The following is a 24,364-nucleotide window of genomic DNA, read 5'->3' as shown; positions in this document are numbered from 1 at the left end:
TAATGAAGGTTTGATTCAATTTATTTGAATTGAATAGGGGAGGGCACTAGGATGGATCTGAAAACAATAAAAACCTTTCAAACGATCGTAACTTCCGGAAGCTTTAATCGCGCAGCAGAAGAATTGAACTATGCCCAATCTACAGTTACGATGCAGATGCAAAGGCTTGAATCTGATCTGGGATGTCAATTGCTTGAGCGGGGGAAGCAAATCAGCTTAACAGAAGCAGGCAGATTGTTTTATGAAGAGAGCTTACATATCGTTAAAGATATGGAACGATTACAGAGCCGTTTGACTGATTTAAAAATAGGGGAAGCTGGCAACGTGCGATTAGGGGTAACGGACCCTACGGCGAGCTATCGTTTGCCGCAGCTTTTAAGTAGGTTTATGGTGCAATTTCCTAAAGTGAAAGTCTCCGTGGATATTGCGGGAACCGCCGCACTTAGTGAACTACTCCTGCGTGGTGAAATTGATTTGGCAGTGTGCTCGGCACCAGAGCTCGGTAAGGAGCTTTATTTTGAACCGTTATTTGCGGAGGAATTCTTGTTACTTTTACCAGAAGAGCATCCGCTAGCATCCAAGGAACGTATCACCCCAGAGGATCTACAGAGTCATCGCTTACTGATTACGGCAGCGAATTGTCCTTATCGTAAAAAATTAGAAAGTGTGCTGCAGGAATCAGGCGGGCCGCCACTAGATACAATGGAGATTGGGAGCATGACAGCGCTGAAATATTTTGTGGGAAGTGGTTTAGGCCTGGCACTTGTTCCTGAGATTGTGCTGAATCCAGCCCCAGCAGGAACTATAGTACGGAAGCTGGAGGGGAAGGTTATTGATATGACCTGTGGGATCCTATGTAAACTTTCAGATTATCCGCTTAAGCAAGCGAGCTCCAGATTGTATCATTTTTTAAAACAGGAACTAACCGTGACAAGGATATTTTGAATTTTAAACGAATTGTTAAGAAATAGAAAAAATAGAAAGGGCGGTGTTTGATGTTTTTTAGGAGGAAATTCAGTTTCTGGCTTTCGATTATAAGTATCATCATCTGTCTGAGTGACTATCTGGGGGTGGGGATCGCGAATATTATTCTTGTACGTTTGAACCCTATTATAGATACACTGATCTTTACAGAACCTTTTGAAAGCTTCATGGTTGATGTAAATAATCCGAGATGGGGAACCAATAGTGCGTTAATCAGCGTCAGATTCCCAACTTATATTATTCATTTTGGAACGTTTTTGATTTTGGGTATTCTAATGGATTACCTTATTCGTATATTAAAACAGAAGTAGAAGTGTAGATGAGCCTAGAAGAGGAAAGGTGAGCTGAGATGAGCGGAGCAAAGGGAAAACTTGATTTGGAGAGAATTGTTTTTATTGGCAGAACCTATGAGGAATATATACGTATGTTTGATTTGCTGGAATCAGATCTTATCGGCCAGAGCATTCTGGATTGTCCTGCGGGTGCTTGCTCTTTTACAGCAATAGCGAATCAGTTGGGTGGTGAAGTAACGGCTGCTGATATTGCTTACTATTACTCTGAAGATGAGCTGGCAGACAAAGGGGTTCAAGATATTGCGCATGCGATGTCCGGAATGGAAAAAGTACAGGATAATTTCGTTTGGAACTACTTTAAATCAATCGAGGCACTGACCGAAGCGAGGAACGCAGCTTTAACCGCCAGCACTAAGGATCGAAGACAAACCCCGGAGCGTTATGTTCCTGTGATACTTCCGGATCTGCCTTTTGCGGATGAAGCATTTGATCTGACATTATCTGCTCACTTTCTATTTATGTACAGCGATCGGCTGGACTATGAATTTCATCTAGAGACTGTTAAGGAACTCATGCGAGTGACGAGAGGCGAGCTCCGAATCTTTCCACTAGTCGACCTCTCTTGTAAAAGGTATGAGCATTTAGACCGCCTTATTGATGATTTGGTGAGGCAAGGGTTTACTGCAGAGGAACTAGAGGTTCCTTATGAATTTCAAAAAGGTGCAAAGCAGATGTTGAAGATTAGAAGAGCAGAATTGTTCCTCTGAAATATAAAAAACGAGGGTGCCTCAAGCCATGATGACTTTGGGAGCACCCTCGTTTTTGTATACATATCTATAAAGCTTACGCTACAGTTTCTTTCCGTTCTGCTACAAAACAAGCTATGCCTAATACCAGACCAAGGCCCACTAGAACCGCACCGACCCAAGGAAGCGAAGTGATCGCTAGATGAGAAATAACCCAACCGCCAATAAAGGCACCCGCTGCGTTACCGAGATTCCCGGCGGAGTGGCTGGTCGTTGAAGCAAGTGCAGGGGCTGCCTGAGCCAGACTCATAATCCGTATTTGCAGACCTGGCATGACGGCAAAGGACACCATACCCCAAAAAAATATTGTGATTACCGCAGCTATTGGGCTATGCATCGTGAAGGAAAAGATCGTTAGAATCATACTGACTGCAAAATAAAGTCCCACGATAGAAGGCATCAGCTTCCAATCCGCAAGCTTTCCGCCAACGATGTTCCCGATGGTCACCCCACAGCCGAATAAGACTAGAATCCAAGTCACACTATGTTCAGCAAAACCGGTCACTTCTTCAAGCAGTGGAGTAATATATGTGAACACGGTGAACAAGCTGGCGTTCCCTAACGCCCCGATCAATAAGAATAGCAGCAGCTTTGGATTAGCCAGAGCAGCAATCTGCTGGATAACACTCGCTGGTTTCTCTTGTTTAAGCTTTGGAATAAAAATGAGGATGCCGATCAGCGCGGCGACTCCCATGACAGCAATCGCTGCAAATGAGGCCCGCCAGCCCATACTTTGTCCAATAAATGTTCCTAGAGGAACTCCGACAATATTGGCTATCGTTAAACCTGCCATCATAATAGATACGGCTCCGGCCCGCTTATTGGGTTGTACAAGATTGGATGCAATGACTGCGCCAACCCCAAAAAAAGTACCATGAGTTAAAGCTGTAATTATACGAGCTACCATGAGAACGGTATAGTTTGGTGCAAACACAGAGATTCCGTTGCCCAGTATAAAAAGAATCATGAGAAGACATAACAGTTTCTTTTGCGGAATGCGTTGCGTGAGAATGGTCAGGATGGGGGCGCCAACGGCCACTCCAAGTGCGTACATTGTAATGAGTTGGCCAGCAGTCGAAATACTAACCTGTAAATCGTTGGCCACATTTGGTAAAATACCCATAATAACAAACTCAGTCATACCAATTGCAAAAGCGCCTACCGTAAGAGAGAGTATAGAGATGGGAAAGGGCTCTTTCCCTGCTCGCTCTTTGCGTGTTTGTGCCTTGTTGAGGTTTGGAATTGCATTCATGATGCCGATGTTCAACCTTTCTTCTGCCTGTAATGAAGCTCCACCTTGGTTAAGATGATAGATCCGACATGTAAGTATTGCTTTTCTATTATTTAGTTTTCTGAAAATATTTTCAAGATAAATATTTTTTCAGATAGTTTTCATTTTTATAGATCATTGAAGGGATGGTTATTTATGAATGATGAAAGCCAAGTCCAAGTGCTTGAATTGCCGGAAATGAAGCGAGAATTTAATAGCAGTTTGCAGAGTAATGATCGTGGATTGGTTATAGAAATCTATCAATTTGCGAACCCTTCCTGGCCCGATGAGACTGAATTGTTCCTTCCTTTGCGATGAGAAAAAATTATAAGCAGGCAGCTTTAATAGCGCTTCAGAACTTTGACCTGGATTGGACGCAGATTCGTTTTAACCAGCTATCGGATACCTGTACCTTTGTTATCGAAACTAATAAAGAGGGAACTTTTTTACTGCGCCTTCATTCGGGGAGATCTAAAGAGGAAATTAACTCCGAAATCGCGTGGCTGGAGCTTTTGAAGAGCAAAATTGATGTCCCCCTGCCAAAAGGTGTTCATGATCGCACGGGTGCTGTAACGTTCAGAGTGGAACAGGGAAATGGAGAAGGTGTTTATGCCTCTTTAATGCGCTGGGTTGAAGGGGAACATGCGAATGAAAATCTTACCGAAGAACAAATTTACAAAGAAGGCGTTCTATTAGCCAAGCTACATAAGGCGGCACAGGAGCTGGAGTTACCCCCTGGCTTTAATCGTCCTGTTTGGGATGAACATAGCTTTCGAAAAGCAATGCTTCGTTTAAAGCTGCATTATCATTGTTTTCTTACAGATGAAGAGTTTGTGCTGTATCAGTCGGCAGCTGAGAAATTATACAATTGGTTAAGCAAGCAGCATAAAAATAAGAACAGAAGGTCTTATGGCGTTATCCATGGAGATTTACATCAAGGCAACATCATATTTAAAGAGGGCGAACCTCGGCCGATAGATTTTGGAAGATGTGGTTGGGGGTATTATCTTTATGACGTGGCACATACCCTTCTTGGACTATATCCATTGCAAAGAGAAGGGGTCATTAAGGGGTACGAAAGTATCGCCAAGCTTGATGGGGAGTGGGTTCAGACTTTAGAGAATTTTACGGTCATGGTTATGATCGAAAATTATTGCCATCACGCATCCGATCCTAGGGAAACCGAGGGTCTAAAAGCAGAACAGCCGTATGCGTTAGCGATCCTGAAAAATTATCTTAAGGGAGAACCCTTTCTTTTTAACAGGATTGAGATTTAACGTATAGAAATAGGGTCTCTTTGGGGAATTTATATAAAGTTCCCTAAGGAGGCTATTGTGATGAAAAAAAGCTGGATTGCTCCCCTTCTTGTCGCAGTGATGCTCGTTCTGACGCCACAACCTTGCTCCGCAAATAGGTTAATTCAACCTCAATCTGTAACACCTTCCAGGTCTGATTCGGGACTTCAACTGCCAGATCAAGATTCTCGCGAACTTAAGTTTCAAGACATGCTGATGTTATTTCTTTTACCCCATATTGAGAAAAAGATTGCAGATATTTATTCGCCGCTTTTGCGAGAATCGCCAATGGTTTATCCTTACTTTGTGGATGTGACTGAGGTGAAGCGGCTCAATGGTTTCCGTGGGTTTGATTTCTTGATTACACTTAACGTATATCCTACAGTTGGTCCACATATTTCAGTTGGAGAAGATACCATGACTTTTAGGATCTCACCTGGTCCTAAGGTGAAGCTTGAATCGTTCAAGCATCTAAAAGACCCCAAAAAATCAGACTTTCCACCAAATTATCAGAACATCCTTAGATAGTGTAGTTTCGGTAAGGCGCGTGGGTGGAAGAGTAGATATTAATATGTGCCACACGTTGAGTGATGAGGCGAGCTATTTTTACATAAGTAGGGAGTTCTGAGGTAATGGTGATGGGAGTTGTAGGGAAAGGAGTCTTTGGGAGAGGGGAGGAAGGTTGGGTTAGTGGCATGATGAGGTGAGGGAGAGGGGAGGAAGGTTGGGTTAGTGGCATGATGAGGGTGTGTGAGGGGATGAAGGTTGGGTTAGTGGCATGATGAGGGTGTGCGTGAGGGGATAAAGATTGGGTTAGTGGGATGATGAGGGTGTGCGTGCGTGTGTCCGCGAGCGGGCAAACGGGATAGTTGCAGTTTGTACACTTATTTGCAGGAGATAAGAAGCTTAGTCACTTTTAGTTGCATTTGGTGCAGTTAAAAGAAGTCTTTTCACACTTATTTGTTAATATCGTTGAATTTAGTTGCAGAGAATACACTTATTTCGCTCGGGCAGCACAATGTATTGTTTATAGTTGTATAAAGTGCAATTAACTCATACATTCCCAAACGATTTTAAGCAAAATAAAAAAATCCATGGGTTAACGTTGCAATACCCAACTCATGCCCAACTCATACCAACTCATACCCAACTCATGCCCAGCCCACCGCACCGCACACTCCGATCTTTGGGGTGTTTTTTTGTGGTTAGAATTGTGGTGGATTAATGGCGATTATGGTATTATGAAATTAGTGAATATATTGATTTAAGTTACTAAATTCAAATTGGGAGGTGCAAGGGATTGGGTGATCATAAATTCGAGGGCGAACAAAAGGGAAGCAGTATTAGCGAAATTAAAGATAAAGTCACTAGCGATAGCGCAAGTAACAACGAGGATAAAGTCAAAGTAGGTGTAGCTACTAAAGACGGGCAGTTGGGGTTTCTTTTTACAAGGGGAGGTCTTCGGGAAGGTGCAGGTAGAAAAAGCACTGGTGTAACTAAAAAGGTATCTTTGACGTTATCTGAGGACGTTTGGCAGGAGATAGAGCAGGCTTGTGCGGATCAGAACGCATCTCGCTCCCAAGTATTTCGGAACATCATTGAGGCGCATTTTGTAAAGGAATCTAAGGAGAGTTAGGTGAAGTCTTTGCTAATCCATGTTTCAAAAGATTCTCTTAGTACCGCTTTGCAGGCAGCATTAAAAGCCATATCCGCGAATAGCTCCTCACGTGTTCTGTCAGGAATACTTATTCAGGCGCAAACTCAGGGTCTGATATTAACAGCCAGCAATATAAGAATGACCATTGAATATAAGCTCCCTGTGAAAATGGATTCGGTGGTTGTGCACAACACAGGTGAGATCGTCGTTCCGGCGCGTTATTTTTATGAGATCATTCGTAAGCTTGATCCTGGACTAATTAGGCTGGAAATCGAAGAGTCATTGATTTTAAATATTCAATCAGGGAGCACTCAATTTCGTTTATGTGGAATGGATGTGGCAGAGTTTCCAAGAATCCAATACATAGATTATCCAAACATTCAAAGGATAAGCATGAAGAACACTCTCCTGAAGCAAATATTTAAAAGAGTGGTTTTTGCGGTCTCTTCATCGGAAACCAGACCTGTGCTTACAGGAGTTTTGCTGCAAATAGAGAAGCATAATATTCGTGTAGTCGCCACTGATGGCATCCGCTTCGCCCAGCATGTTGTTGAAAGCGTAGATGATTACGGGGCAATTCCTTTAGATGTTGTAATCCCGGGCAGCACCCTGGAGGATCTTTTGAAAATATTAAACGATGATGCAGACAGCAGCACCGATTTAGAAATAGGCCCCAAGCAGATCAGATTTATTTCTAATGGATTGAGGGTTCAGTCTGCTCTTCTAGAAGGAACTTATCCCTCTGTCAATAATTTAATCCCAAAAGCGTACCTCTCCGAAGTGATTGTTAAGAAGGACCGTTTGTTACATGTGGTTGAACGTATTTCTATATTGGCTAGTGAGAGTGTTATGCTCAGCGTACTTCCTTCTAACATGCTAAGTTTAGTGTCCAAGACTGCAGAAATTGGGGATGTAAAAGAAGAGATTCCTTTGGAGCATCTGGAAGGTGATCATTTTCGAGTAGCATTTAACGGAAAATATTTCAGGGACATCCTTCGGGCGATCGATAGCGAGACGCTTAGAATCAGGTTCGCGGGAAAAGAAAGGGCACTGGTGATCCTGCCTGTGGACGTATCTTCGTCCACACTTTTTTTAATTACTCCTGTGAGGACGCATGATTGAGGATTTGTTAAGTACAGTATTTGAGTAGGTTTGGGTGAATAGCTGCAACTGAGTCCGATAGTGTGATAAAACGAGCGAAATTATGGAAATAGCAACTGAGTCCGGACAGTTGCTAAAAAGAACATCGCCTGCCAAATTTGATCCTAGACGTGCTGCCCATTGCTTAAACTAGCTGTCTTGGGCTCAACTTATCTACTCCGTGCGGAATTAGCTATCTATAGCTCAACTTAACTACTTCGTGCGGAATAAGCTACCTATGGCTCAACCTATCTACACCGTGCGGAATTAGCTACCTATAGCTCAACTTAACTACTTCGTGCGGAATTAGCTATCTATAGCTCAACTTAACTACTTCGTGCGAAATTAGTTACCTATTACTCAACCTAGCCGTCTACGTCCCAAACTTAGCAGCCTACATCTCGAAACCAGTTCCCTTTTGCTCGATCTAGATCGTATCGGACCGTATTGCAGCTATTTCAGCATATTGGTTCATTTTGCGAAGGTTTCGGACTGTATAGCTCTTATTGCCGCTGATTTGTGCAGAAAAGGAGTACATTTGAGCGAATAGCTGCAACTGAGTCCGAATAGTTGGTGGAAAAAACGTCGCCTACCAAATTTGCTCCTAAACGTGCTGCCCAGTGCTTAAACTAGCTGCTTATAGCTCAACCTATCTACACCGTGCGGAATTAGTTCCCTATAGCTCAACCTATCTACACCGTGCGGAATTAGTTCCCTATAGCTCAACCTATCTACACCGTGCGGAATTAGTTCCCTATAGCTCAACCTATCTACACCGTGCGGAATTAGTTCCCTATAGCTCAACCTATCTACACCGTGCGGAATTAGTTCCCTATAGCTCAACCTATCTACACCGTGCGGAATTAGTTCCCTATAGATCAACCTATCTACACCGTGCGGAACTAGCTACCTATAGCTCAACCTATCTACACCGTGCGGATTAGCTCCCTATAGCTCAACCTATCTACACCGTGCGGAATTAGCTCCCTATAGCCCAACCTATCTACTCCGTGCACGAAATTAGTTACCTATTACTCAACCTTGCCGCCTACGTCCCAAACTTAGCCGCCTACATCTCGAAACCAACTACCTTTTGCTCGATTGAAATCGTAGCGGACCGTATTGCAGCTATTTCAGCACATTGGTTCATTTTGCAAAGGTTTCGGACTGTATAGCTCTTATTGCCCCTGATTTGTGCAGAAAAGGAGCACATTTGAGCGAATAGCTGCAACTGAGTCCGATAGTGTGGCAAAATGAGCGGAATTATGGAAATAAGAGCAACTGAGTCCGAAATAGCCAAAACCCACTTCAACTTCACAGCTTTCCCAGACGGGAATGAGGTATATTTGATCTGGGAGGGGATGGAATGCATAATGCAAAGACGGCCATATTTTATTTCTCAGGTACGGGCAATACGGAGATTATTGCTAAGCAATTTGCTGAAAGGCTAAGAAGTAAAGGGCAAGATGTAGATTTGTTTAGAGTGGAAGATGTTTTTAAAGGCACTCGTTCTGTAGAATATGAAGCCTATGATCTTATAGGTATTGGTCATCCGGTTCTAGGCTTTGGCGCTTCCGGTTTTGTTGAACGTTTTGCAGAAGGGCTACCTGATTGTAATGGAACCCCGGTATTTGTATTCAAAACGGCATCCTCTCCACACTATATCAATAACGGTGCTTCGAATACGGTGCTTCGTTCTTTGCGTGGGAAGGGATATAATCCCTTTCACAATTCGATTTTGGCGATGCCATGTAATTTTTATATTAAATATGATGACAGGTTGAATAAGCAGTTGTATCAAGCCGCACAGCGTAAGGTGGAATTGTTTGCAGAGGAAATCGTAAACCGGACACTACGAAATCTGCCGATTCACCCTGTGTTGGAGAGGGTTCTGAGAACAGTATATTATTGTGAGGAGCACCAAGGGGGAAAATACTTCGCCAAAGGATTGCGTACAACGGACGCTTGCACACTATGCTTAAAATGTGTCAGAAACTGTCCAACATCCAATATTAGTAGCGGCGTAGAAGGAATTGTTTTCAGTCAAAATTGTTTATTATGTATGCGTTGTGTTTATTCTTGTCCTCAGAAGGCAATCCAAGCGACACGACTTAAGGCTAGCGTAGTAGATCCCTATACTGGAGGTCCGAAGCTTCATAAACTAATGAAGGATTCTGCGAATGATGGACGGTTTGTTACTCCCAAATCCAAGGGCTACTACAAGCATTTTATTAAGTATTTGGAGGAATGACATATGAATCTGTTTCGGATGGGATCGAAGCCACTGGGGATTGAGCGGATCACCACATTTTTGGAGGATAATTATGTGAGTATCGGCTACCCCGGAATAGGGGATCTGGAGAATCTAAGCACAGAGGAACTTCGTGATCGATTGATTGGCACATACCAATATAGTGAGTTGGAGCTTACGCAACATCTGCGAGCCCTTCAGCTATTTGTACATACGATGCAAGATGGAGATTATGTGCTGGTGGCCGATGGAGATTGGGTACATCTCGGGGACCTCGGAGATTATTTTTACAACGAGTTTACTGATAATGTTGACGAGGGTACATGCCATCGGCGTGGTGTGACGTGGTTGAAAAGTGTGCCGATTTCTGAACTAAACACAGGCGTGCGGGAGTTATTTAACCAAAGTGCACCGGTTGTACAATATAAGGGTCCCAAACCAAGTGCTCGCTTGGATCTGTGGATTACAGGTGTTTCTGCTAATGAACAAGAAGTGAATAGTCCGCTGGAATTGGATGAGGAGACACTCTCTAAGGCGCTTAATATTTTGAAAGATGCTTTGATTTGTGATGACTCCGAACGACGGGAACGAGCAGCGATAGCCATTTTACAATATGCGAAGTAGAGCTCCTCTTGTATATCGGGTGTACGGTTCATTATCTTCATGATGAGTTCCAATTAAAAAACGTTCCACCCGCTACTTGCCTCGGATGGAACGTTTTGCTGTATCTATAATCAGATGAATTCAACGAATTCGTTGACTGGCTTACGGTAGCCGCGGGGTCTGATTTTATGTTTTTTGTCTTTGCCGATCGTGATCAGCATAACAGGTACCATATGATCTGGCAGATTCAAGGTGGATTGGATAGCATCAGCATCGAAGCCGATCATCGGGCAGGTATCCCAGCCTTTATCTTTGGCGATCAGCATAAAGTGCATGGCAGAGAGAGAGGCATTACGTATTGCTTCATCTCTTTGAAAAGCATCCTTATCAATGTAAGCATTGTTAATCATCTCTATTTGCTCATCATATTCCTCTTGTGACATCGCTCCTAAAGCTTTAAGCCCGCCATAGATTTCTGGAGCCTGCTGATAAGCATGCTTATCTCCTAGCACTACAATAACTGCTGAAGCAGTATGGATTTTATATTGGCCGTAAGCTGCTTCGCGAATTTCTTCTTTTAAGCTTTCGTTAGATATCACTTTGTAATTTGTATGCTGTAGATTATAGGCCGAGGGTGCCAATCTGGCATAAGAGAACATTTCCTCTAATTCATTCTGAGGGATGATAACCCCTTCCACAAAATTCATAGCGGATCTGCGTGACTGAATCAAGTCTGTAAAAGCGCTCATAAGTATTCCTCCGTTGTGTATGTATTCGGTTGTAAAATATCAACACCTGATATTTGTAAATGAACTAACTAAATGTTACTAACTCAAAATAACACAGCTTAAAAAATTCGTCAATGATAAAATTTATTGAAGTTAATCTTGAACACCCTGTTGTCAAAAAATAGGACATAAATTAGGATATTAGGATATGTAGAAACACAGTGGATGAAAGGGTGGATAAATTGATTAATAGTAGAGAACAATTGATGATAGATTTGCAAAGAATCGAAGAGAATGACTACGAGCTTAGAAGTGGAGAGGACATAAAGGATTATGTGAAGTTGATGCTTGAGCATATAGGAGATCCCGAGCCTGTACTGCGTGATGAATTGATTTATTCCACATTCTACAAATGGATTAATGAGAAACGTTGGTTTAATGATGCGGAGCTTCGTGAACTGCTGTGGATACTTCTTGACGAGCAGCATCTTTTTTATCACATTGGGAATAAAGAAGATCTGACGGTGTATACAAGAACATTTTCTGTATTGGTTGTTGCTCTTATTCTCCAGAGGCATAGGGAAATGGCTATATTGGATAGCTCTGAATTTATAAAGGTGAAGCAGGATTTGATTCGTTATTATGAGGAAGAACGGGACTTAAGAGGTTATATGGAAAAAGAAGGCTGGGCACACGCAGCAGCCCATGGCGCAGACGCCTTGGATGAGCTGGTTTTATGCTCGGAGAGTGATGCCGAGGTGCGGGAAGAGGTTCTGGCAGTTATTCAAAAGATGCTTTATAACGATCAATACATATTCAGGGAGGAAGAAGATGAAAGGATTGCTACTATTATAGTTACAATCATCGATCATCATTTACTTCCACAGCAGTCTATAACCGATTGGATTCTCAACTTGGCGCAATGTGGCAGTTGGCCTAGAAGCCACAGCCAGTACGTTACTCGAATAAATACAAAGAACTTCCTGCGTTCTCTTTATTTCAGGTTACTTCTAACAGAGAAGAATATGGACATTGTGGATGTTTTGTTGAAAACTGAGAAGAATTTGAATGAATTTGTACATTAATTCACTCAAACGGTTTTAATTAACACTAGTAATTTAAATAATTTATTATAATGTAATAAAAATCACAAATTTTTATGGAAATTCAAAAACTTTGTGACATTTATAACTTGATAAGTGCTATAATAGAAATATGGCGTTAAAAGTTCTTATGTTTTTCATTACTATTAAGCAGCAAAGCTTATTGCAGAGGAGATTTGGATATGTCAGAATCAATCACTCAAACACAACCTGAACAAGAATCACCAAAAGTAGCTGTTAGCAAGGAACAAATGGATGTTCTAGAACAGCTCTTGAAACCAGAAGTTCAGGAATCATTAACAGTCTTGGTGGAACAGCTGCCAAAATTAACTGAGCTTGTTGGCGTGCTTACAAAGTCCTATGACTTTGTGCAAACTGTCGCAGCGGATGATGTCTTGAAAAGTGATACGGTAAGTGCAATTAAAGAACTTGCTGAACCTGTAGTGCATTCCGCGAAGAATATGGCAGCTACAGTGATCGAAGCAAAAGATCGTGCGAATGAAAGTAACGAAGTTATTGGTCTTTTTGGTCTTATGAAGTTGTTGAAAGATCCGCAAGCGCAAAAGCTTTTCCGTTTCGTAAATGCATACCTTCAAGTTGCTGGAGAACGCAGTAAGCAGAAATAATCATTTTCATATCTTATACGTAAGGGACGGAGGAAACATCATGTCTAAACATATTGTCATTCTAGGAGCAGGTTATGGTGGTCTACTAAGCGCCTTAACCGTACGCAAATATCTCAAAAAAGATGAAGCTAAAATTACTGTAGTTAATCAGTATCCTACCCACCAAATCATTACAGAATTGCATCGTCTTGCAGCAGGTAGTGTTGCAGAGGGTGCTGTAGCTATGCCTCTAACTAAGCTTTTCGCAGGGAAAGATATTGACCTGAAAATCGCGAAGGTTAATTCATTTTCTGTGGAGAACAAACAAATTGTTCTTTCTGATGGTGTGACACTTACTTATGATGCGCTTGTTGTAGGTCTTGGCAGCACTACAGCTTATTTTGGCATTCCAGGGCTTGAACAATACAGTATGGTATTGAAATCAGCTGCAGATGCTAACAAAATCCATCAACATATTGAAGATCGTATTCGTGAATATGCGAAATCGAAAAATGAAGCAGATGCAAACATCCTGATCGGTGGCGGCGGCTTAACAGGTGTTGAGCTTGTTGGTGAAATCGCGGATGTATTGCCTACACTTACTAAAAAATATGGCGTTGATCCTAAAGAAATTAAGCTTATGCTCGTTGAAGCAGGTCCTAAAATCCTTCCAGTATTGCCAGATGCATTAATCGAACGTGCTGTAGCAAGCTTGGAGAAACGTGGTGTTCAATTCCTGACAGGTCTTCCTGTTACGAATGTAGAAGGCAATGCGATTGACTTGAAAGACGGTCAAAAAATTATTGCTAACACATTTGTATGGACTGGTGGCGTACAAGGAAATCCACTCATCGGCGAATCGGGTCTTGAAGTTAACCGAGGTCGTGCAACGGTGAATGAATTCTTGCAATCCACTTCCCACAAAGATGTATTCGTTGCTGGTGACAGCGCGGTGGTCTTTGCAGAAGATGGACGTCCTTACCCTCCAACTGCGCAAATCGCTTGGCAAATGGGTGAATTGATCGGATACAATCTGTATGCCTTCTTGAAAAATAAATCGTTTGAAAGCTTTAGCCCAATCAACTCTGGTACACTTGCTAGCTTAGGCCGTAAAGACGGTGTTGCCATCGTTGGTGCAAGTTCTACTCCGTTAAAGGGCTTGCCTGCAACTCTGATGAAGGAAGCAAGTAATATCCGTTACTTGTCCCACATTAAAGGATTGTTCAGCCTAGCTTACTAATATAGCTTAACCCTAAACCCTGCTCAAATCTGAGCGGGGTTTTTGTTATTGTTTTTTTAGTGAAATGTTTGCATTATTGATGTTTCACAGTAGGCTGTATTCATTGTATTTGATATAATAGATTGGGTTATATTAACAGAGGTAGTTAGAGGAGGATTTCATTTATGATATTCCAACAAAACGATGTCATTCTGTTTCAAGGGGACAGCATAACAGACTGGGGGCGTAATCATGAAGACGCTTCATCACTTGGAGTAGGTTATGCAATGATGGTCGCCGCTCGTCTGGGGTATTTATATCCAGAGAAGAATCTTACTTTTATTAACCGTGGTATTGGTGGCAACCATATTGTTGATTTACAGGGACGTTGGGATCAGGATTGTCTGGATTTGAAGCCGACTTGGGTGTCCATTTATATTGGAATTAACGACACTTGGCGGCGTTTTGATTCTGGTGAAGAAACCACTCCCGAGCAGTTTGAAGCTTCGTATCGGGACCTGATCGAACGCACTCAGAAATCTTTAGATGCTAAATTAGTGCTTATAGAGCCTTTTGTTTTGCCTGTACCGGAAGATCGTAGAACTTGGCGTCAGGATCTTGATCCTAAAATTCATATTGTCCGCGAGCTGGCACGTGAATATGGGGCGCCGCTGGTTCCGCTAGATGGACTTTTTGCAGCGGCTTCCGTAAAAGCAGAACCGGCTTACTGGGCATATGATGGAGTACATCCTACTCCTGCAGGTCATGCACTTATTGCGGATGCTTGGCTCAAAACGATGGGAGTAATCTAATCAATTGCCATTTTAAGACTAGAACCACGCTTTAATAAGCAGGTTGTAGTCTTTTTTTAATCGCGTGTTCATAAAGTCGTTTTTATATATTTATAGACACTGTTATAATTGGAATATGCTTATGTATTGGAGGCGATTCGCATTAGGCGGTTAATATGGATAGCACCTTTGTTATTGGTCGTAGTGTTAAGCGGATGTAAAAGTGATTTGGGCTTCATCAATGCCAGATGGATCGAAGGCGTGTCGTTGACACCCGTGGCAACGAGTGATCAGAAACAAGCGGATCGTCCTTTGCACTCAGAGAGCTTAACGCTAAAGGATTCTGTTTTGATCAAGACGCTTGCGGAGGCTATGAACAAGAGTAAGAAATTTTCTGATGATCTGGATTGGGGTCCGGAATTTGAAATGAAGCTTGTTTATGGGGACGGCTATTCGGAAGATTATTACATAGCGCTTGGAGATCAACTTGGACATGAAGGGATGTTTACTACAGCAGAGAACAGCAGTCAGGGCTATACAATTCCTGTAAAAAACTCTGACCAGTTAAGAAAGCTCATTTATGGAACAATCGATACGGAGAACATTGAACAGGCAGACCCTGTGGAGACTTCTGTCGAGGTAACAGGTCCAGTAACCCTATCACATAATGAACTGTCTCCGGTCACAGGCAGAGCGGGATTTTTAAATCTGCAACTGCTAGACGGGACATATAGCGAAGATTGGACTACACCGAGTCCGTTAGCGGGAAGAAACTGGAGTGGCCGATTTAGGCTAGTAGTGACTGATGAGCATGGAAAAACACTGAGTAGCTATCCGTTAAATGATCAATTTGCCCAGACCTTTAATGATTTTTTCCAGCTTCAGTTTGAGGATTATAATGGAGATGGTGATCCCGATTTTACGATCGGACAATATGGAACGAGTAACGGTTATTTCTACAAGCTTTTTACACTCAGAAGAAATAACGTGATAGAAGAACTGCCTATTAAACCTGAAAATCAGCTGTTTATCAGCAGTCCTGAGCGGTATTCCATAAAACTGGATAAAGTTGATGAGCATAGCTTCAAGAGAAGTTACTACGATAACGCAGCAGGCAAACAAGTGGAAGATACTTTTCAGTGGGTAGGGAGTGCATTTCAGAGGCTGGACAAATGATTAATTCATGAAGTGAGAGGAATGTGTGTTGGATGACAAGTGATACGGTACAAGATTTAGAAGGGTTAAAAGCTATTGGAAAAGTGGTGGGCCACACCATCGCCGAGATGAAAAAGAAAGTAACCCCTGGGATGACGACTGCGGAGTTAGATCTTATTGGAGCTGAGATTCTGGAAAGCTTCGGAGCATCCTCAGCCCCGAAGATAACTTATAATTTCCCGGGCAGCACCTGCATCAGTGTGAACGAAGAGGTTGCTCATGGTATTCCGGGTCCGAGAGTGATTAATGCTGGCGATTTGATCAACATTGATGTCTCTGCTGAGCTGAATGGGTATTATGGGGATGCTGGCGTTTCTTTTCAACTGCCGCCCTATAACGATGATATTCTGCGTTTATGCCGGAGTACAGAGGAAACCATGATGAGTGTGATCAATCATCTGCGGGCAGGAATGAAGGTTAACGAGATCGGCAGAATGATGGAACTTGAAGCTCGCAAACGCGGTTATAGAGTGGTGCGTAATCTGTGCAGCCATGGAATTGGCAAATCACTGCATGAGAAGCCTTTTGAAATTCTACCCTTCTATAATCCAAGAGTGACCACGGTGCTGAAGGAAGGACAAGTAATTACAATAGAGCCCTTCCTCTCGACTGGAGCGGACTATGTGGAGCAGCAATCGGATGGCTGGACGCTAAGTGTTGTAGATAACGGTCGGGTAGCACAGTTTGAACATACGATTATCGTGACTAAAGGTGAGCCTGTTATTCTGACTAAGGCATAAAGAGTAGTGTGCGAACAGACCTTATTATTTATAGGTTGTGCCCCGCATACGCGATGCAAGGAATTGTTCAAATCTGAAGATAACTATCGGAGGGACCAGAGATGGCTGAGCAAAAGATGATTGAAGTGCCGTTTCAGCAATGGGTAAACGATAAGGAGCTGTGGGTACAGCTTAATGATTTGATGATGCAGGAGAGTAAACTCCCAGGACCACGAGTGAATTTGGAGCTCTCAGACCATTTTGCCAAACAATTCGCTCATCCTAATCTAACAGATACAGGCTGGGAGCTGCTCGTCTCTTGGACTGACATTAGTGAAGCTGAAGCTGGGGTGAATGATCCCCGTGAGTTTCTGCCGTTTTGTGCAGTTAGGGCGTTGGGTGCTTATTACAGTTACGCTGGAGAAGAGCAGCAAGTAGTGATTCAAAACATCATCAAGACAGCTATGAATGATTCGCGATGGAGGGTGCGTGAAGCGTCTGCTATGGCGCTGCAAATTATAGGGGAGGATGATTTCACCCTGCTCAGGCAGCTGATTGACATGTGGGAGAAAGGTGCGAACAGGCTTGAACAGCGGGCTTTTGTAGCAGCATTAGCGCATCCTCCTCTTTTAAAAAAGAAAGAAAATACGCTATATTGTCTTCAGTTGGCTGCCCGAATCATGGAGAGTATAGATGGTGGGGGAGCGCAACATGAGGACGCTGAGCATTTTCGCGTATTATCTAAGGGACTTGAATACAGCTTGAGTGTATTAGTGGCGAATGAGCCTGAAGAAGGCTTTGTTATGCTGGAGAGATTTGCAAAGAGCCGAGATGCCCGAATCCTTAAGATTGTGAAGAGTAATCTTGGTAAATCGCGTCTGAGTAAAAAATATGCTGCCCAGGTGGCTGAGATCCTAAAGGAATTCGATAACATAGGAAAAGACACTTAGGATACGAGTGCCATTTGGCAGTTGTATTTAATCATTTTTTTTGTTTTTACTTATATTAGAATTAACAATTAAAGAAACAAAGAGAATTAATATAATCAAAGAAAACCACTCTATGGATTGTTCGAATATTAAACTGTAGGTTATATTAATAAATTCAAAGACAACTATTATTAAAAGTATTGCCCAACGATCTTTTTTCATTAAAATGCACCAACCTATCTATATGGAGAATATTGATAGATTATAAGTTGTTCATATCCTCAAAAGTTTGACAAATGCATGAAATGTAACTATTATAGTTGCATCTGAAGGATGTTTTGCAGCAAGGCAGAAGGAGAGATTTCCATGAATATTAGCACCCGATTTGCGGTAGCCATTCATATATTAACGTTAATTGACAGCAATAAAGAAGGCAAAAGCACGTCGGAGTGGATAGCTGGTAGCGTAAACACAAACCCTGTAGTTATCCGTCGGCTTACGAGTATGCTGCAAAAAGCAGGACTAGTAAATGCACGCCCCGGAGTCGCAGGCGCTTCGCTTACACGTAGCGCATCCGAGATTACGCTGCTGCAGATTTATAAGGCAGTTAATGCGGTGGAAGAGGACTCGTTGTTTTCTGTACATGAGCATCCTAATCCAGATTGTCCTGTTGGCAAGAATATAGCCAGTGCAATTGTACCTGTGTTCTCACTCGCCCAAAAAGCAATGGAGAATGTTCTCCAGGAGGTTACATTGGAACAGATTGTGAATGAAATGCCAGAACTATGATTCCTCCATATCACAGCTTAGAAGTAAGGCCAGAACATGTGAAAACGTGATTCTGGTCTTTTTTTGCTTAATTAGGTTTAGGGTCAAAGAAGGGAAGTAAGAGGGAATATAGAATCTGTATTTAGAAGCCGGATTAAAGATAATATACATACATACATTGAGGGAGAGAGCTAAAGAATGTTAAAGAAATTACTGCCTATACTACTAATTATAGTAATGATTACCGGATGTAATGAATCAAAGGATACCACTAAATACGAGGATACTAATTTTGGAATCACCTTTAACTATCCGGATGATTGGGTTGTAACTGAGAAGTATGGAGCGCCATTATGGTTGATAGTCTCTACGACTGATTATAAACCTGCTGAGGGACTTAAAGGTCCGGGAGTAATGCTCTTTGGATTTAAGCCTAAGGACATGGAGCTTGTCAACAAATGGCTCGAGGATGCCCAAACGAATTACAACAACGGGGCGGAGCTGACAAAAAGTAAAGCTAGTTTAGGCGGGTTAGAGTCCGTAAAGTACGAAACTGAAGTATTCGAAGAGGAAGGGAGTAAAGGAAAAGCTATCTATTACGTTATTGAGGCACCGGAAATGTCATTTATGGTGCAGTTCCCTTATAGTGTGGATGAAGTACATAAAGAAGATATGAAGAGGATAGAGGATATTTTACAATCCATAAAGTTTACAAAAGATTAAGTGTGACTAGAACGAGGTAGCTGGAATGGTGGAATGTACGGTATAAATACCGTTGAAATGGGCTGAAGTAGCTGGAATGGTGAAATGTACGGTATAAACGCCGTTGGAATGTGCTGAAGTGGCTGGAATGGTGGAATGTACGGTATAAATGCCGTTGAAATGTGCTGAAGTGGCTGGAATGGTGGAATGTACGGTATAAATACCGTTGAAATGGGCTGAAGTAGCTGGAATGGTGGAATATACGGTATAAATGCCTCAGATTTGGCTGAAATCATCCAAAGTAGCAAAAAGAAAGGCAAAAATGCCCTATAAACGAGCAATAGTCGCTGAATGAGCGAAAAGAAAGGTAAAAATGCCCTACAAACGAGCAACAGCTGCTAAATGAGCGAAAAGAAAGGCAAAAATGCCCTATAAATGAGCAACAGTCGATGGATGAGCGAAAAGAAAGGCAAAAATGCCCTATAAACGAGCAACAGTCGATGGATGAGCGAAAAGAAAGGCAAAAATGCCCTATAAACGAGCAACAGTCGATGGATGAACTAAAAGAAAGGCAAAAATGCCCTATAAACGAGCAACAGTCGCTGAATGAGCGAAAAGAAAGGCAAAAATGCCCTATAAATGAGCAGCGGCCGCTAAATGAGCAGCGGCCGCTAAATGAGCAGCAACAGCCAACATTGAGAATGCAGTACAATTAGTTTTAGGATAAGTAACTTTTTTAAAGATCAATATATACGGAGGTTCTACAGTGGAGCAAATTGCAATAATCTCAGACATTCATGGAAATATACCGGCCCTTACGGCCGTTTTAGATGACATCCAGCAGCGGGGAATCAGCAGAGTCTTTTGTTTAGGCGATATTGTTGGAAAAGGACCGAACTCAGACCTAGCCGTTGATATCATAAAAAAGAATTGTGAAATCAGTGTTATGGGGAACTGGGATGATTTAATGAATCAGGATGTTGATTTTGAGATGGCTCGGTGGTGCCGCGGGTTGTTAGGTCAAGAGCGCCTAGCTAATTTAAGCACGTTGCCGTTTTCGATTGAGTTTATGATGAGTGGTAAATTTGTACGATTATTTCATGCTTCGCCACGAAGCCTGTATGAACGCGTTCAACCTTGGGATGATTATGAAAAGCGATTATCTTTGTTTGATTATTCTGATCTCTGCCAGGAAAAACGACAAGCGGATATCGTAGGTTACGGGGATATTCATAATGCTTTTATTCAACATCTAGAAGGTAAGACCTTATTTAACGTAGGCAGTGTGGGGAATCCGCTTGATCTAACCCAGGCATCTTATGTGATTATGGAGGGAGAATACATGGGAGTGTTAGCATCTCCTTTGAATATGCAATTTGTAAGAGTGCCTTATGACATCGAGTTAGCTGTTCAACAGGCCGTTGAGGCAGATATGCCAGCTGCAGAGCCTTATATTCGTGAGCTTAGAACCGCGCAGTACAGGGGAAGTGTCCGGGGATAATAAAGGAAAGGATAATAAAGGAAAAAGTCAAACTGCAACCCTGATCCAAGCCATCAAAAAGTAATGGAGGGAACAAATTGAAGCTTAGTCACGTATTTGAGCAATTCCCTACTTTGGAATCCGAGCAATTATTACTGAAAAAGATTGAAGTCAGCAACCTTAATGAGGTATTTGGGATATATAGCAATGATCAAGTGTTTGAGTACTGTGGAATTATTCCGAAACATAATAAAGATACAGTCAAGAATATGATCGGTCATTTCGAACGTGATTTTACCAAAGGGGTAAGAGTGAAATGGGGGATTTTCCTCAAAAATAACCCTTACATACTGCTAGGTATCATCGAAGTTATGGATTTTAATCAAAAGGTGGATATGGTGACGATCGGTTACTTTTTGGCGGAACCTTATTGGGGAAAAGGGATTGCAGCTCAGGCCATTCAGTTAGTGGTGAAATATTTATTTGAGACTGCAGAAGTCAATCGAATTCAAGCTGAGGTTATGCCCTTTAATGAACGATCGAAGCGGGTGCTTTTGAAAAATGGCTTTACGAAAGAAGGCACGTTAAGGCAGGCGCATGTATGGTCAGGTAAAGGTCTGGTGGATCTGGAGATCTACAGCATTTTGGCAGAGGAATATTTTGCAAGCATCGGTAAGCCAAGAGTGAGCAATAGGATGTAATCCTAGTGAAAGAAGGGGAAATCATGGGCACTATCGTAGTGATTGGCGGGGGAGAGTTAATCGAGCTTGAAACGCTGGAAATTGATCGTAAAGTTGTGCAGCTAACTCAAAAGGCTAAGCCGAAGGCGTTATTTATTCCAACAGCCAGTAGTGATGCGACAGGGTATTGTGATACTTTTAGCAAAGTATATGGCGATATTCTTGGATGTGAAACAAGTCACTTATTGCTTGTGAGCCAAACCTACACTCATGATGAGATTACAGATTTAATTACAGCTGCTGATTTGATTTATGTTGGTGGAGGCAATACCCGAAAGATGCTGGAGATTTGGAAAAATACAGGGGTAGATACGCTTTTGAAAGAAGCTTACTCCTCTGGAACCGTATTGGCCGGGCTTAGCGCAGGTTCCATCTGTTGGTTTGAATATGGGCATAGTGACTCTGAGGCGTTCGACGATCAGGGGGAATGGCAGTATATCAAGCTTGAAGCCATGGGGATTCTGCCGGGCATTCATTGTCCGCATTATAATGAGGATATTCGGGTTGAAGATTTTACACGCATGGTTAAAGGTGGAGGTTTGCCTGGAATCGCGGTGGATAACAATTGTGCAATCATCTATAAAGATAAGGAATATAAAGTGATGTCGACCAGAGAAGAAGCTAAAGCCTACCGTGTGATTGACTCCGAGCAAGGTGTTGTCGTAACGGAAATAGAAGAACATCCAAGCTACAGACCTCTTTATGAACTGTATAGTGCGTTATGATTATTTTTGAAAAGCAAGAGATCAGACTGAGAACACTTGAGCTAAACGATGCCGCATTACTTGTAAAATGGCTCTCAGACCCCGTTGTACTGGAGTTCTATGAAGGTCGTGATCGCCCGCATGATTTGGAGCTGGTGAAGGAGCATTTTTACGACGAGCAAGCTGAAGTTACACGGTGTATTGTGCAATACAAGGAGCGGGATATAGGTTATCTCCAGTTCTATCTTATAGATGATGAAGAATTAGAGGTGTACGGCTACGTGGGATTCGAAGGTCAAATCTTTGGGATGGACCAGTTTATTGGCGAGCCTGATTTATGGAATCAAGGAATGGGTTCGCGACTCATTAAAGAAACGGTTAATTATCTTATCGAAGCAAAACAGGCTGAAAAAATTGTCATGGACCCGCAAGCCTGGAATAAAAGAGCCCTTAGAGTATACGAAAAGATTGGCTTTGTGAAAAAGAAATACCTTGAACAGCACGAACAACATGAAGGAGAGCTAAGAGATTGTTGGTTGATTGAATACACGAAGCAGGCGAGACAATAAATATCTTTTTAACAATCGGATAAGGAAGGTGCACTTATTAAACTCCTGTTTGTCTGCAGCCAGAATCGCTGGCGGAGTCTAACTGCGGAGAAGATCTTTCAAGGAATTGATGGTCATGAAGCGAGATCAGCAGGGACTGAAGATCATGCCAGAATTAAAATTTCTGAAGGGCATTTGGGTTGGGCGGATGTGATTTTTGTGATGGAGAAGAAACATGTTCGAAGAATTCAAGATAAATTTAGAGACTGTGTAAGGGGCAAAAAAATAATTTGCCTGAACATAGCTGATGACTATAAGTATATGGATGAAGACTTGATCGGCCTTTTGGAATCCAGTGTATCCGAGTATTTACTGGAATGGAGCAACAAAAATGAGAATTAGAGCAGAAACTGTGGCAGACTATAATGAAGTATTTCAAGTGAATGTTAAGGCTTTTGGTGATCGGGAAGATGAAGCGCAGTTGGTCGAAAACATTCGTTCAGAAGCAAGGAATCGGCAAGGCGCTGATCCAAGAAGGGTTAGAAAGATGTAGAACGCTCGGATATGAGCTTGTCTTTTTGATCGGGCATCCCGAATATTATCCAAGATTCGGATTTCAACCCGCAGGGCTACATGGGCTGGAGTTGAAACAATTCGCGGTACCGGAGAATGTCTTTATGGTCTGTGAGCTGAAGGAAGGCGTACTGCAGAGGATTAAGGGAGAGTTGAAATACCCGGAAACCTTTTTTTGAATTACTTATTATATGTTCCTGTGAATCATGTTTGGCTGTGAACCAGTCGACATGATTTTTTTATAGGTAATTGACAAACATATAGAAGGTAACTATACTAAAGATAGTTAATTTGTAACTAAAACAGTTACAGCATGACTGGGAGGAATTTATAATGACGACTAAAACAATACTTCAACCAGACACTCAGATCGGTCTGGTGCAGATTAGAGTAAGCAATTTGGAGCGTTCGCTCACCTTTTATCAGAATGTTGTGGGGTTAAGCGTTTTGCGGCAGACTGGCCGCGAAGTTGAAATGACCGCTGACGGTCAGATTGTGTTATTGATTTTGCGGGAGATTGAAAATGCGCGGGTGATCCGCCCTAATTCTGTGGCTGGGTTGTATCATTTCGCTATCCTTGTTCCAGATCGTCCTAGCCTTGGATTGGTTGTGCGCAATTTGATCTCTTCGCGGATTGAAGTGGGGCAGGGGGATCATCTGGTCAGTGAAGCGTTGTATATTCAGGATCCAGATAATAATGGGATTGAAATCTATCGAGATCGTCCTAAGAGTGAATGGAAATATGATGCGGAAGGGCATGTAATGATGTCCACTGATCCAGTGGATGTAGATGGACTATTGGCAGCTTCTGAAGGTTTATCATGGAACGGGCTGCCAGCGGGAACAGTGATTGGGCATGTACACTTTCATGTGGGGAATTTAAATAAGGCGAAAGCCTTCTACGTCGATTTGCTTGGTTTTGAACTAACAGCTAATTATGGAAGTGCTGCTATGTTTATCTCTGCTGGTGGCTATCATCACCATATCGGGCTGAATGTTTGGGCTGGACAGGGCGCACCTGCGGCTCCAGCTGATACTGTGGGGATTGATTATTTTACCTTAATTCTTACGAATGAAGAGGAACGCAACGCTGTGGTGGAGCGAGTACGGCAGGCTGGTTACGCAGTTACAGAAGTGAATGGAGATCCTACATTCCAAGATCCTTGGAACATTGGAATCAGACTTGTTTTAGAGAGATAATTATATATCCATTTTCGTCCATTTATTTTATAATATTGGAA

At 42.3% G+C, this 24,364-nt stretch carries 29 protein-coding genes; 27 read left to right on the top strand and 2 right to left on the bottom strand.

Annotated elements, in window-relative coordinates:
* Positions 1-51 precede the first annotated feature (51 nt).
* Genes MHH63_RS16405 through MHH63_RS16395 form a run of 3 tightly spaced genes read left to right on the top strand, consistent with a single transcriptional unit; the run spans position 52 to position 2,044 of the window.
* A complete protein-coding gene (locus MHH63_RS16405) occupies positions 52-945 on the top strand; it encodes a LysR family transcriptional regulator (protein ID WP_341171798.1) in 894 nt (297 codons plus the stop codon).
* A gap of 50 nt (positions 946-995) precedes the next feature.
* Positions 996-1,295: a hypothetical protein gene (locus MHH63_RS16400; RefSeq protein WP_076129917.1), complete on the top strand. Its 300-nt coding sequence runs from the start codon at positions 996-998 to the stop codon at positions 1,293-1,295.
* Positions 1,296-1,333: 38 nt separating this feature from the next.
* Positions 1,334-2,044 (top strand): SAM-dependent methyltransferase, encoded by a 711-nt coding sequence (locus MHH63_RS16395; RefSeq protein ID WP_341171797.1) that lies wholly within the window; start codon positions 1,334-1,336, stop codon positions 2,042-2,044.
* Positions 2,045-2,120: 76 nt separating this feature from the next.
* Here MHH63_RS16395 and MHH63_RS16390 read toward each other — a convergent pair whose 3' ends face one another.
* Complete coding sequence (locus MHH63_RS16390) at positions 2,121-3,335, bottom strand: MFS transporter (protein WP_076190144.1); 1,215 nt, start codon at positions 3,333-3,335, stop codon at positions 2,121-2,123.
* 174 nt (positions 3,336-3,509) lie between these two features.
* Here MHH63_RS16390 and MHH63_RS16385 point away from each other — a divergent pair, with 174 nt between their 5' ends.
* From MHH63_RS16385 to MHH63_RS16355, 7 genes are all read left to right on the top strand, one after another.
* Entirely contained in the window at positions 3,510-3,671 is a 162-nt protein-coding gene (locus MHH63_RS16385) for a hypothetical protein (protein WP_175617408.1), read from the top strand.
* Positions 3,668-4,630, top strand: coding sequence for a phosphotransferase enzyme family protein (locus MHH63_RS16380; RefSeq protein WP_341171796.1), 963 nt, complete (start codon positions 3,668-3,670; stop codon positions 4,628-4,630). Before MHH63_RS16385 ends, MHH63_RS16380 begins: the two co-directional genes overlap by 4 nt.
* A gap of 60 nt (positions 4,631-4,690) precedes the next feature.
* Positions 4,691-5,176 carry a DUF3888 domain-containing protein gene (locus MHH63_RS16375; RefSeq protein ID WP_256715141.1) on the top strand — a complete coding sequence of 162 codons (486 nt, stop codon included), beginning with the start codon at positions 4,691-4,693 and terminating at the stop codon, positions 5,174-5,176.
* Between the two features lie 772 nt (positions 5,177-5,948).
* A complete protein-coding gene (locus MHH63_RS16370) occupies positions 5,949-6,284 on the top strand; it encodes a hypothetical protein (RefSeq protein ID WP_248548037.1) in 336 nt (111 codons plus the stop codon).
* The gene (gene dnaN, locus MHH63_RS16365; protein WP_341171795.1) at positions 6,285-7,427 is read left to right on the top strand and encodes a DNA polymerase III subunit beta; all 1,143 of its coding nucleotides are present in this window, start codon (positions 6,285-6,287) and stop codon (positions 7,425-7,427) included.
* A gap of 1,384 nt (positions 7,428-8,811) precedes the next feature.
* Positions 8,812-9,696: an EFR1 family ferrodoxin gene (locus MHH63_RS16360; RefSeq protein WP_341171794.1), complete on the top strand. Its 885-nt coding sequence runs from the start codon at positions 8,812-8,814 to the stop codon at positions 9,694-9,696.
* Positions 9,697-9,699: 3 nt separating this feature from the next.
* Positions 9,700-10,320 carry a hypothetical protein gene (locus MHH63_RS16355; protein WP_340395483.1) on the top strand — a complete coding sequence of 207 codons (621 nt, stop codon included), beginning with the start codon at positions 9,700-9,702 and terminating at the stop codon, positions 10,318-10,320.
* Positions 10,321-10,430: 110 nt separating this feature from the next.
* Here MHH63_RS16355 and MHH63_RS16350 read toward each other — a convergent pair whose 3' ends face one another.
* A complete protein-coding gene (locus MHH63_RS16350) occupies positions 10,431-11,048 on the bottom strand; it encodes a nitroreductase family protein (protein ID WP_076129923.1) in 618 nt (205 codons plus the stop codon).
* Positions 11,049-11,269: 221 nt separating this feature from the next.
* Between MHH63_RS16350 and MHH63_RS16345 the strand changes: the two genes are divergently transcribed.
* The 17 genes from MHH63_RS16345 to MHH63_RS16265 all read left to right on the top strand — a co-directional run bounded on the left by MHH63_RS16345 (position 11,270) and on the right by MHH63_RS16265 (position 24,323).
* A complete protein-coding gene (locus MHH63_RS16345; protein WP_339190610.1) occupies positions 11,270-12,112 on the top strand; it encodes a DUF2785 domain-containing protein in 843 nt (280 codons plus the stop codon).
* Between the two features lie 200 nt (positions 12,113-12,312).
* Positions 12,313-12,756 (top strand): DUF1641 domain-containing protein, encoded by a 444-nt coding sequence (locus MHH63_RS16340; RefSeq protein ID WP_036685888.1) that lies wholly within the window; start codon positions 12,313-12,315, stop codon positions 12,754-12,756.
* 40 nt (positions 12,757-12,796) lie between these two features.
* Entirely contained in the window at positions 12,797-13,975 is a 1,179-nt protein-coding gene (locus MHH63_RS16335; protein ID WP_036685891.1) for an NAD(P)/FAD-dependent oxidoreductase, read from the top strand.
* 164 nt (positions 13,976-14,139) lie between these two features.
* Entirely contained in the window at positions 14,140-14,766 is a 627-nt protein-coding gene (locus MHH63_RS16330; RefSeq protein ID WP_341171793.1) for an SGNH/GDSL hydrolase family protein, read from the top strand.
* Positions 14,767-14,934: 168 nt separating this feature from the next.
* A complete protein-coding gene (locus MHH63_RS16325; RefSeq protein WP_341171792.1) occupies positions 14,935-15,921 on the top strand; it encodes a hypothetical protein in 987 nt (328 codons plus the stop codon).
* 32 nt (positions 15,922-15,953) lie between these two features.
* Positions 15,954-16,700 carry a type I methionyl aminopeptidase gene (map, locus tag MHH63_RS16320; RefSeq protein WP_076218952.1) on the top strand — a complete coding sequence of 249 codons (747 nt, stop codon included), beginning with the start codon at positions 15,954-15,956 and terminating at the stop codon, positions 16,698-16,700.
* A gap of 101 nt (positions 16,701-16,801) precedes the next feature.
* Positions 16,802-17,629 carry a HEAT repeat domain-containing protein gene (locus MHH63_RS16315; RefSeq protein WP_076303458.1) on the top strand — a complete coding sequence of 276 codons (828 nt, stop codon included), beginning with the start codon at positions 16,802-16,804 and terminating at the stop codon, positions 17,627-17,629.
* Between the two features lie 345 nt (positions 17,630-17,974).
* Complete coding sequence (locus MHH63_RS16310; protein ID WP_076100677.1) at positions 17,975-18,397, top strand: Rrf2 family transcriptional regulator; 423 nt, start codon at positions 17,975-17,977, stop codon at positions 18,395-18,397.
* A gap of 177 nt (positions 18,398-18,574) precedes the next feature.
* A complete protein-coding gene (locus MHH63_RS16305; protein WP_076189801.1) occupies positions 18,575-19,099 on the top strand; it encodes a hypothetical protein in 525 nt (174 codons plus the stop codon).
* Positions 19,100-19,527: 428 nt separating this feature from the next.
* On the top strand, positions 19,528-19,794 hold the full coding sequence (locus MHH63_RS16300; RefSeq protein ID WP_076303459.1) for a hypothetical protein: 267 nt from the start codon (positions 19,528-19,530) through the stop codon (positions 19,792-19,794).
* 50 nt (positions 19,795-19,844) lie between these two features.
* The gene (locus tag MHH63_RS16295; RefSeq protein ID WP_341171791.1) at positions 19,845-20,579 is read left to right on the top strand and encodes a metallophosphoesterase family protein; all 735 of its coding nucleotides are present in this window, start codon (positions 19,845-19,847) and stop codon (positions 20,577-20,579) included.
* 77 nt (positions 20,580-20,656) lie between these two features.
* On the top strand, positions 20,657-21,259 hold the full coding sequence (locus tag MHH63_RS16290) for a GNAT family N-acetyltransferase (RefSeq protein ID WP_051491425.1): 603 nt from the start codon (positions 20,657-20,659) through the stop codon (positions 21,257-21,259).
* Positions 21,260-21,264: 5 nt separating this feature from the next.
* On the top strand, positions 21,265-22,023 hold the full coding sequence (locus MHH63_RS16285) for a Type 1 glutamine amidotransferase-like domain-containing protein (RefSeq protein ID WP_248548043.1): 759 nt from the start codon (positions 21,265-21,267) through the stop codon (positions 22,021-22,023).
* Positions 22,020-22,571 (top strand): GNAT family N-acetyltransferase, encoded by a 552-nt coding sequence (locus tag MHH63_RS16280; RefSeq protein WP_076129949.1) that lies wholly within the window; start codon positions 22,020-22,022, stop codon positions 22,569-22,571. The genes MHH63_RS16285 and MHH63_RS16280 overlap by 4 nt, the downstream gene beginning before the upstream one ends.
* Before the next feature lie 36 nt (positions 22,572-22,607).
* Positions 22,608-22,952 (top strand): low molecular weight protein tyrosine phosphatase family protein, encoded by a 345-nt coding sequence (locus MHH63_RS16275; RefSeq protein WP_076129950.1) that lies wholly within the window; start codon positions 22,608-22,610, stop codon positions 22,950-22,952.
* A 41-nt stretch (positions 22,953-22,993) separates the two neighbouring features.
* Entirely contained in the window at positions 22,994-23,302 is a 309-nt protein-coding gene (locus MHH63_RS16270) for a GNAT family N-acetyltransferase (RefSeq protein ID WP_248548044.1), read from the top strand.
* Between the two features lie 154 nt (positions 23,303-23,456).
* Complete coding sequence (locus MHH63_RS16265) at positions 23,457-24,323, top strand: VOC family protein (RefSeq protein ID WP_341171790.1); 867 nt, start codon at positions 23,457-23,459, stop codon at positions 24,321-24,323.
* Positions 24,324-24,364 lie beyond the last annotated feature (41 nt).

The organism is Paenibacillus sp. FSL H3-0310 (assembly GCF_038002785.1).
Lineage (GTDB): Bacteria > Bacillota > Bacilli > Paenibacillales > Paenibacillaceae > Paenibacillus_AQ > Paenibacillus_AQ odorifer.
The sequence above is the reverse complement of the archived record's forward strand: the minus strand, read 5'-3'. Positions and strand labels throughout refer to the sequence as shown.

What these genes read in the sequence shown, in the direction of transcription:
- MHH63_RS16405 (WP_341171798.1), top strand. Translation starts at nt 52, where the DNA reads ATGGATCTGAAAACAATAAAAACCTTTCAAACGATCGTAACTTCCGGA.
- MHH63_RS16400 (WP_076129917.1), top strand. Translation starts at nt 996, where the DNA reads ATGTTTTTTAGGAGGAAATTCAGTTTCTGGCTTTCGATTATAAGTATC.
- MHH63_RS16395 (WP_341171797.1), top strand. Translation starts at nt 1,334, where the DNA reads ATGAGCGGAGCAAAGGGAAAACTTGATTTGGAGAGAATTGTTTTTATT.
- MHH63_RS16390 (WP_076190144.1), bottom strand. Translation starts at nt 3,335, where the DNA reads ATGAATGCAATTCCAAACCTCAACAAGGCACAAACACGCAAAGAGCGA.
- MHH63_RS16385 (WP_175617408.1), top strand. Translation starts at nt 3,510, where the DNA reads ATGAATGATGAAAGCCAAGTCCAAGTGCTTGAATTGCCGGAAATGAAG.
- MHH63_RS16380 (WP_341171796.1), top strand. Translation starts at nt 3,668, where the DNA reads ATGAGAAAAAATTATAAGCAGGCAGCTTTAATAGCGCTTCAGAACTTT.
- MHH63_RS16375 (WP_256715141.1), top strand. Translation starts at nt 4,691, where the DNA reads ATGAAAAAAAGCTGGATTGCTCCCCTTCTTGTCGCAGTGATGCTCGTT.
- MHH63_RS16360 (WP_341171794.1), top strand. Translation starts at nt 8,812, where the DNA reads ATGCATAATGCAAAGACGGCCATATTTTATTTCTCAGGTACGGGCAAT.
- MHH63_RS16355 (WP_340395483.1), top strand. Translation starts at nt 9,700, where the DNA reads ATGAATCTGTTTCGGATGGGATCGAAGCCACTGGGGATTGAGCGGATC.
- MHH63_RS16350 (WP_076129923.1), bottom strand. Translation starts at nt 11,048, where the DNA reads ATGAGCGCTTTTACAGACTTGATTCAGTCACGCAGATCCGCTATGAAT.
- MHH63_RS16340 (WP_036685888.1), top strand. Translation starts at nt 12,313, where the DNA reads ATGTCAGAATCAATCACTCAAACACAACCTGAACAAGAATCACCAAAA.
- MHH63_RS16335 (WP_036685891.1), top strand. Translation starts at nt 12,797, where the DNA reads ATGTCTAAACATATTGTCATTCTAGGAGCAGGTTATGGTGGTCTACTA.
- MHH63_RS16330 (WP_341171793.1), top strand. Translation starts at nt 14,140, where the DNA reads ATGATATTCCAACAAAACGATGTCATTCTGTTTCAAGGGGACAGCATA.
- map (WP_076218952.1), top strand. Translation starts at nt 15,954, where the DNA reads ATGACAAGTGATACGGTACAAGATTTAGAAGGGTTAAAAGCTATTGGA.
- MHH63_RS16315 (WP_076303458.1), top strand. Translation starts at nt 16,802, where the DNA reads ATGGCTGAGCAAAAGATGATTGAAGTGCCGTTTCAGCAATGGGTAAAC.
- MHH63_RS16310 (WP_076100677.1), top strand. Translation starts at nt 17,975, where the DNA reads ATGAATATTAGCACCCGATTTGCGGTAGCCATTCATATATTAACGTTA.
- MHH63_RS16305 (WP_076189801.1), top strand. Translation starts at nt 18,575, where the DNA reads ATGTTAAAGAAATTACTGCCTATACTACTAATTATAGTAATGATTACC.
- MHH63_RS16300 (WP_076303459.1), top strand. Translation starts at nt 19,528, where the DNA reads ATGGATGAGCGAAAAGAAAGGCAAAAATGCCCTATAAACGAGCAACAG.
- MHH63_RS16280 (WP_076129949.1), top strand. Translation starts at nt 22,020, where the DNA reads ATGATTATTTTTGAAAAGCAAGAGATCAGACTGAGAACACTTGAGCTA.
- MHH63_RS16270 (WP_248548044.1), top strand. Translation starts at nt 22,994, where the DNA reads ATGTTAAGGCTTTTGGTGATCGGGAAGATGAAGCGCAGTTGGTCGAAA.
- MHH63_RS16265 (WP_341171790.1), top strand. Translation starts at nt 23,457, where the DNA reads ATGACGACTAAAACAATACTTCAACCAGACACTCAGATCGGTCTGGTG.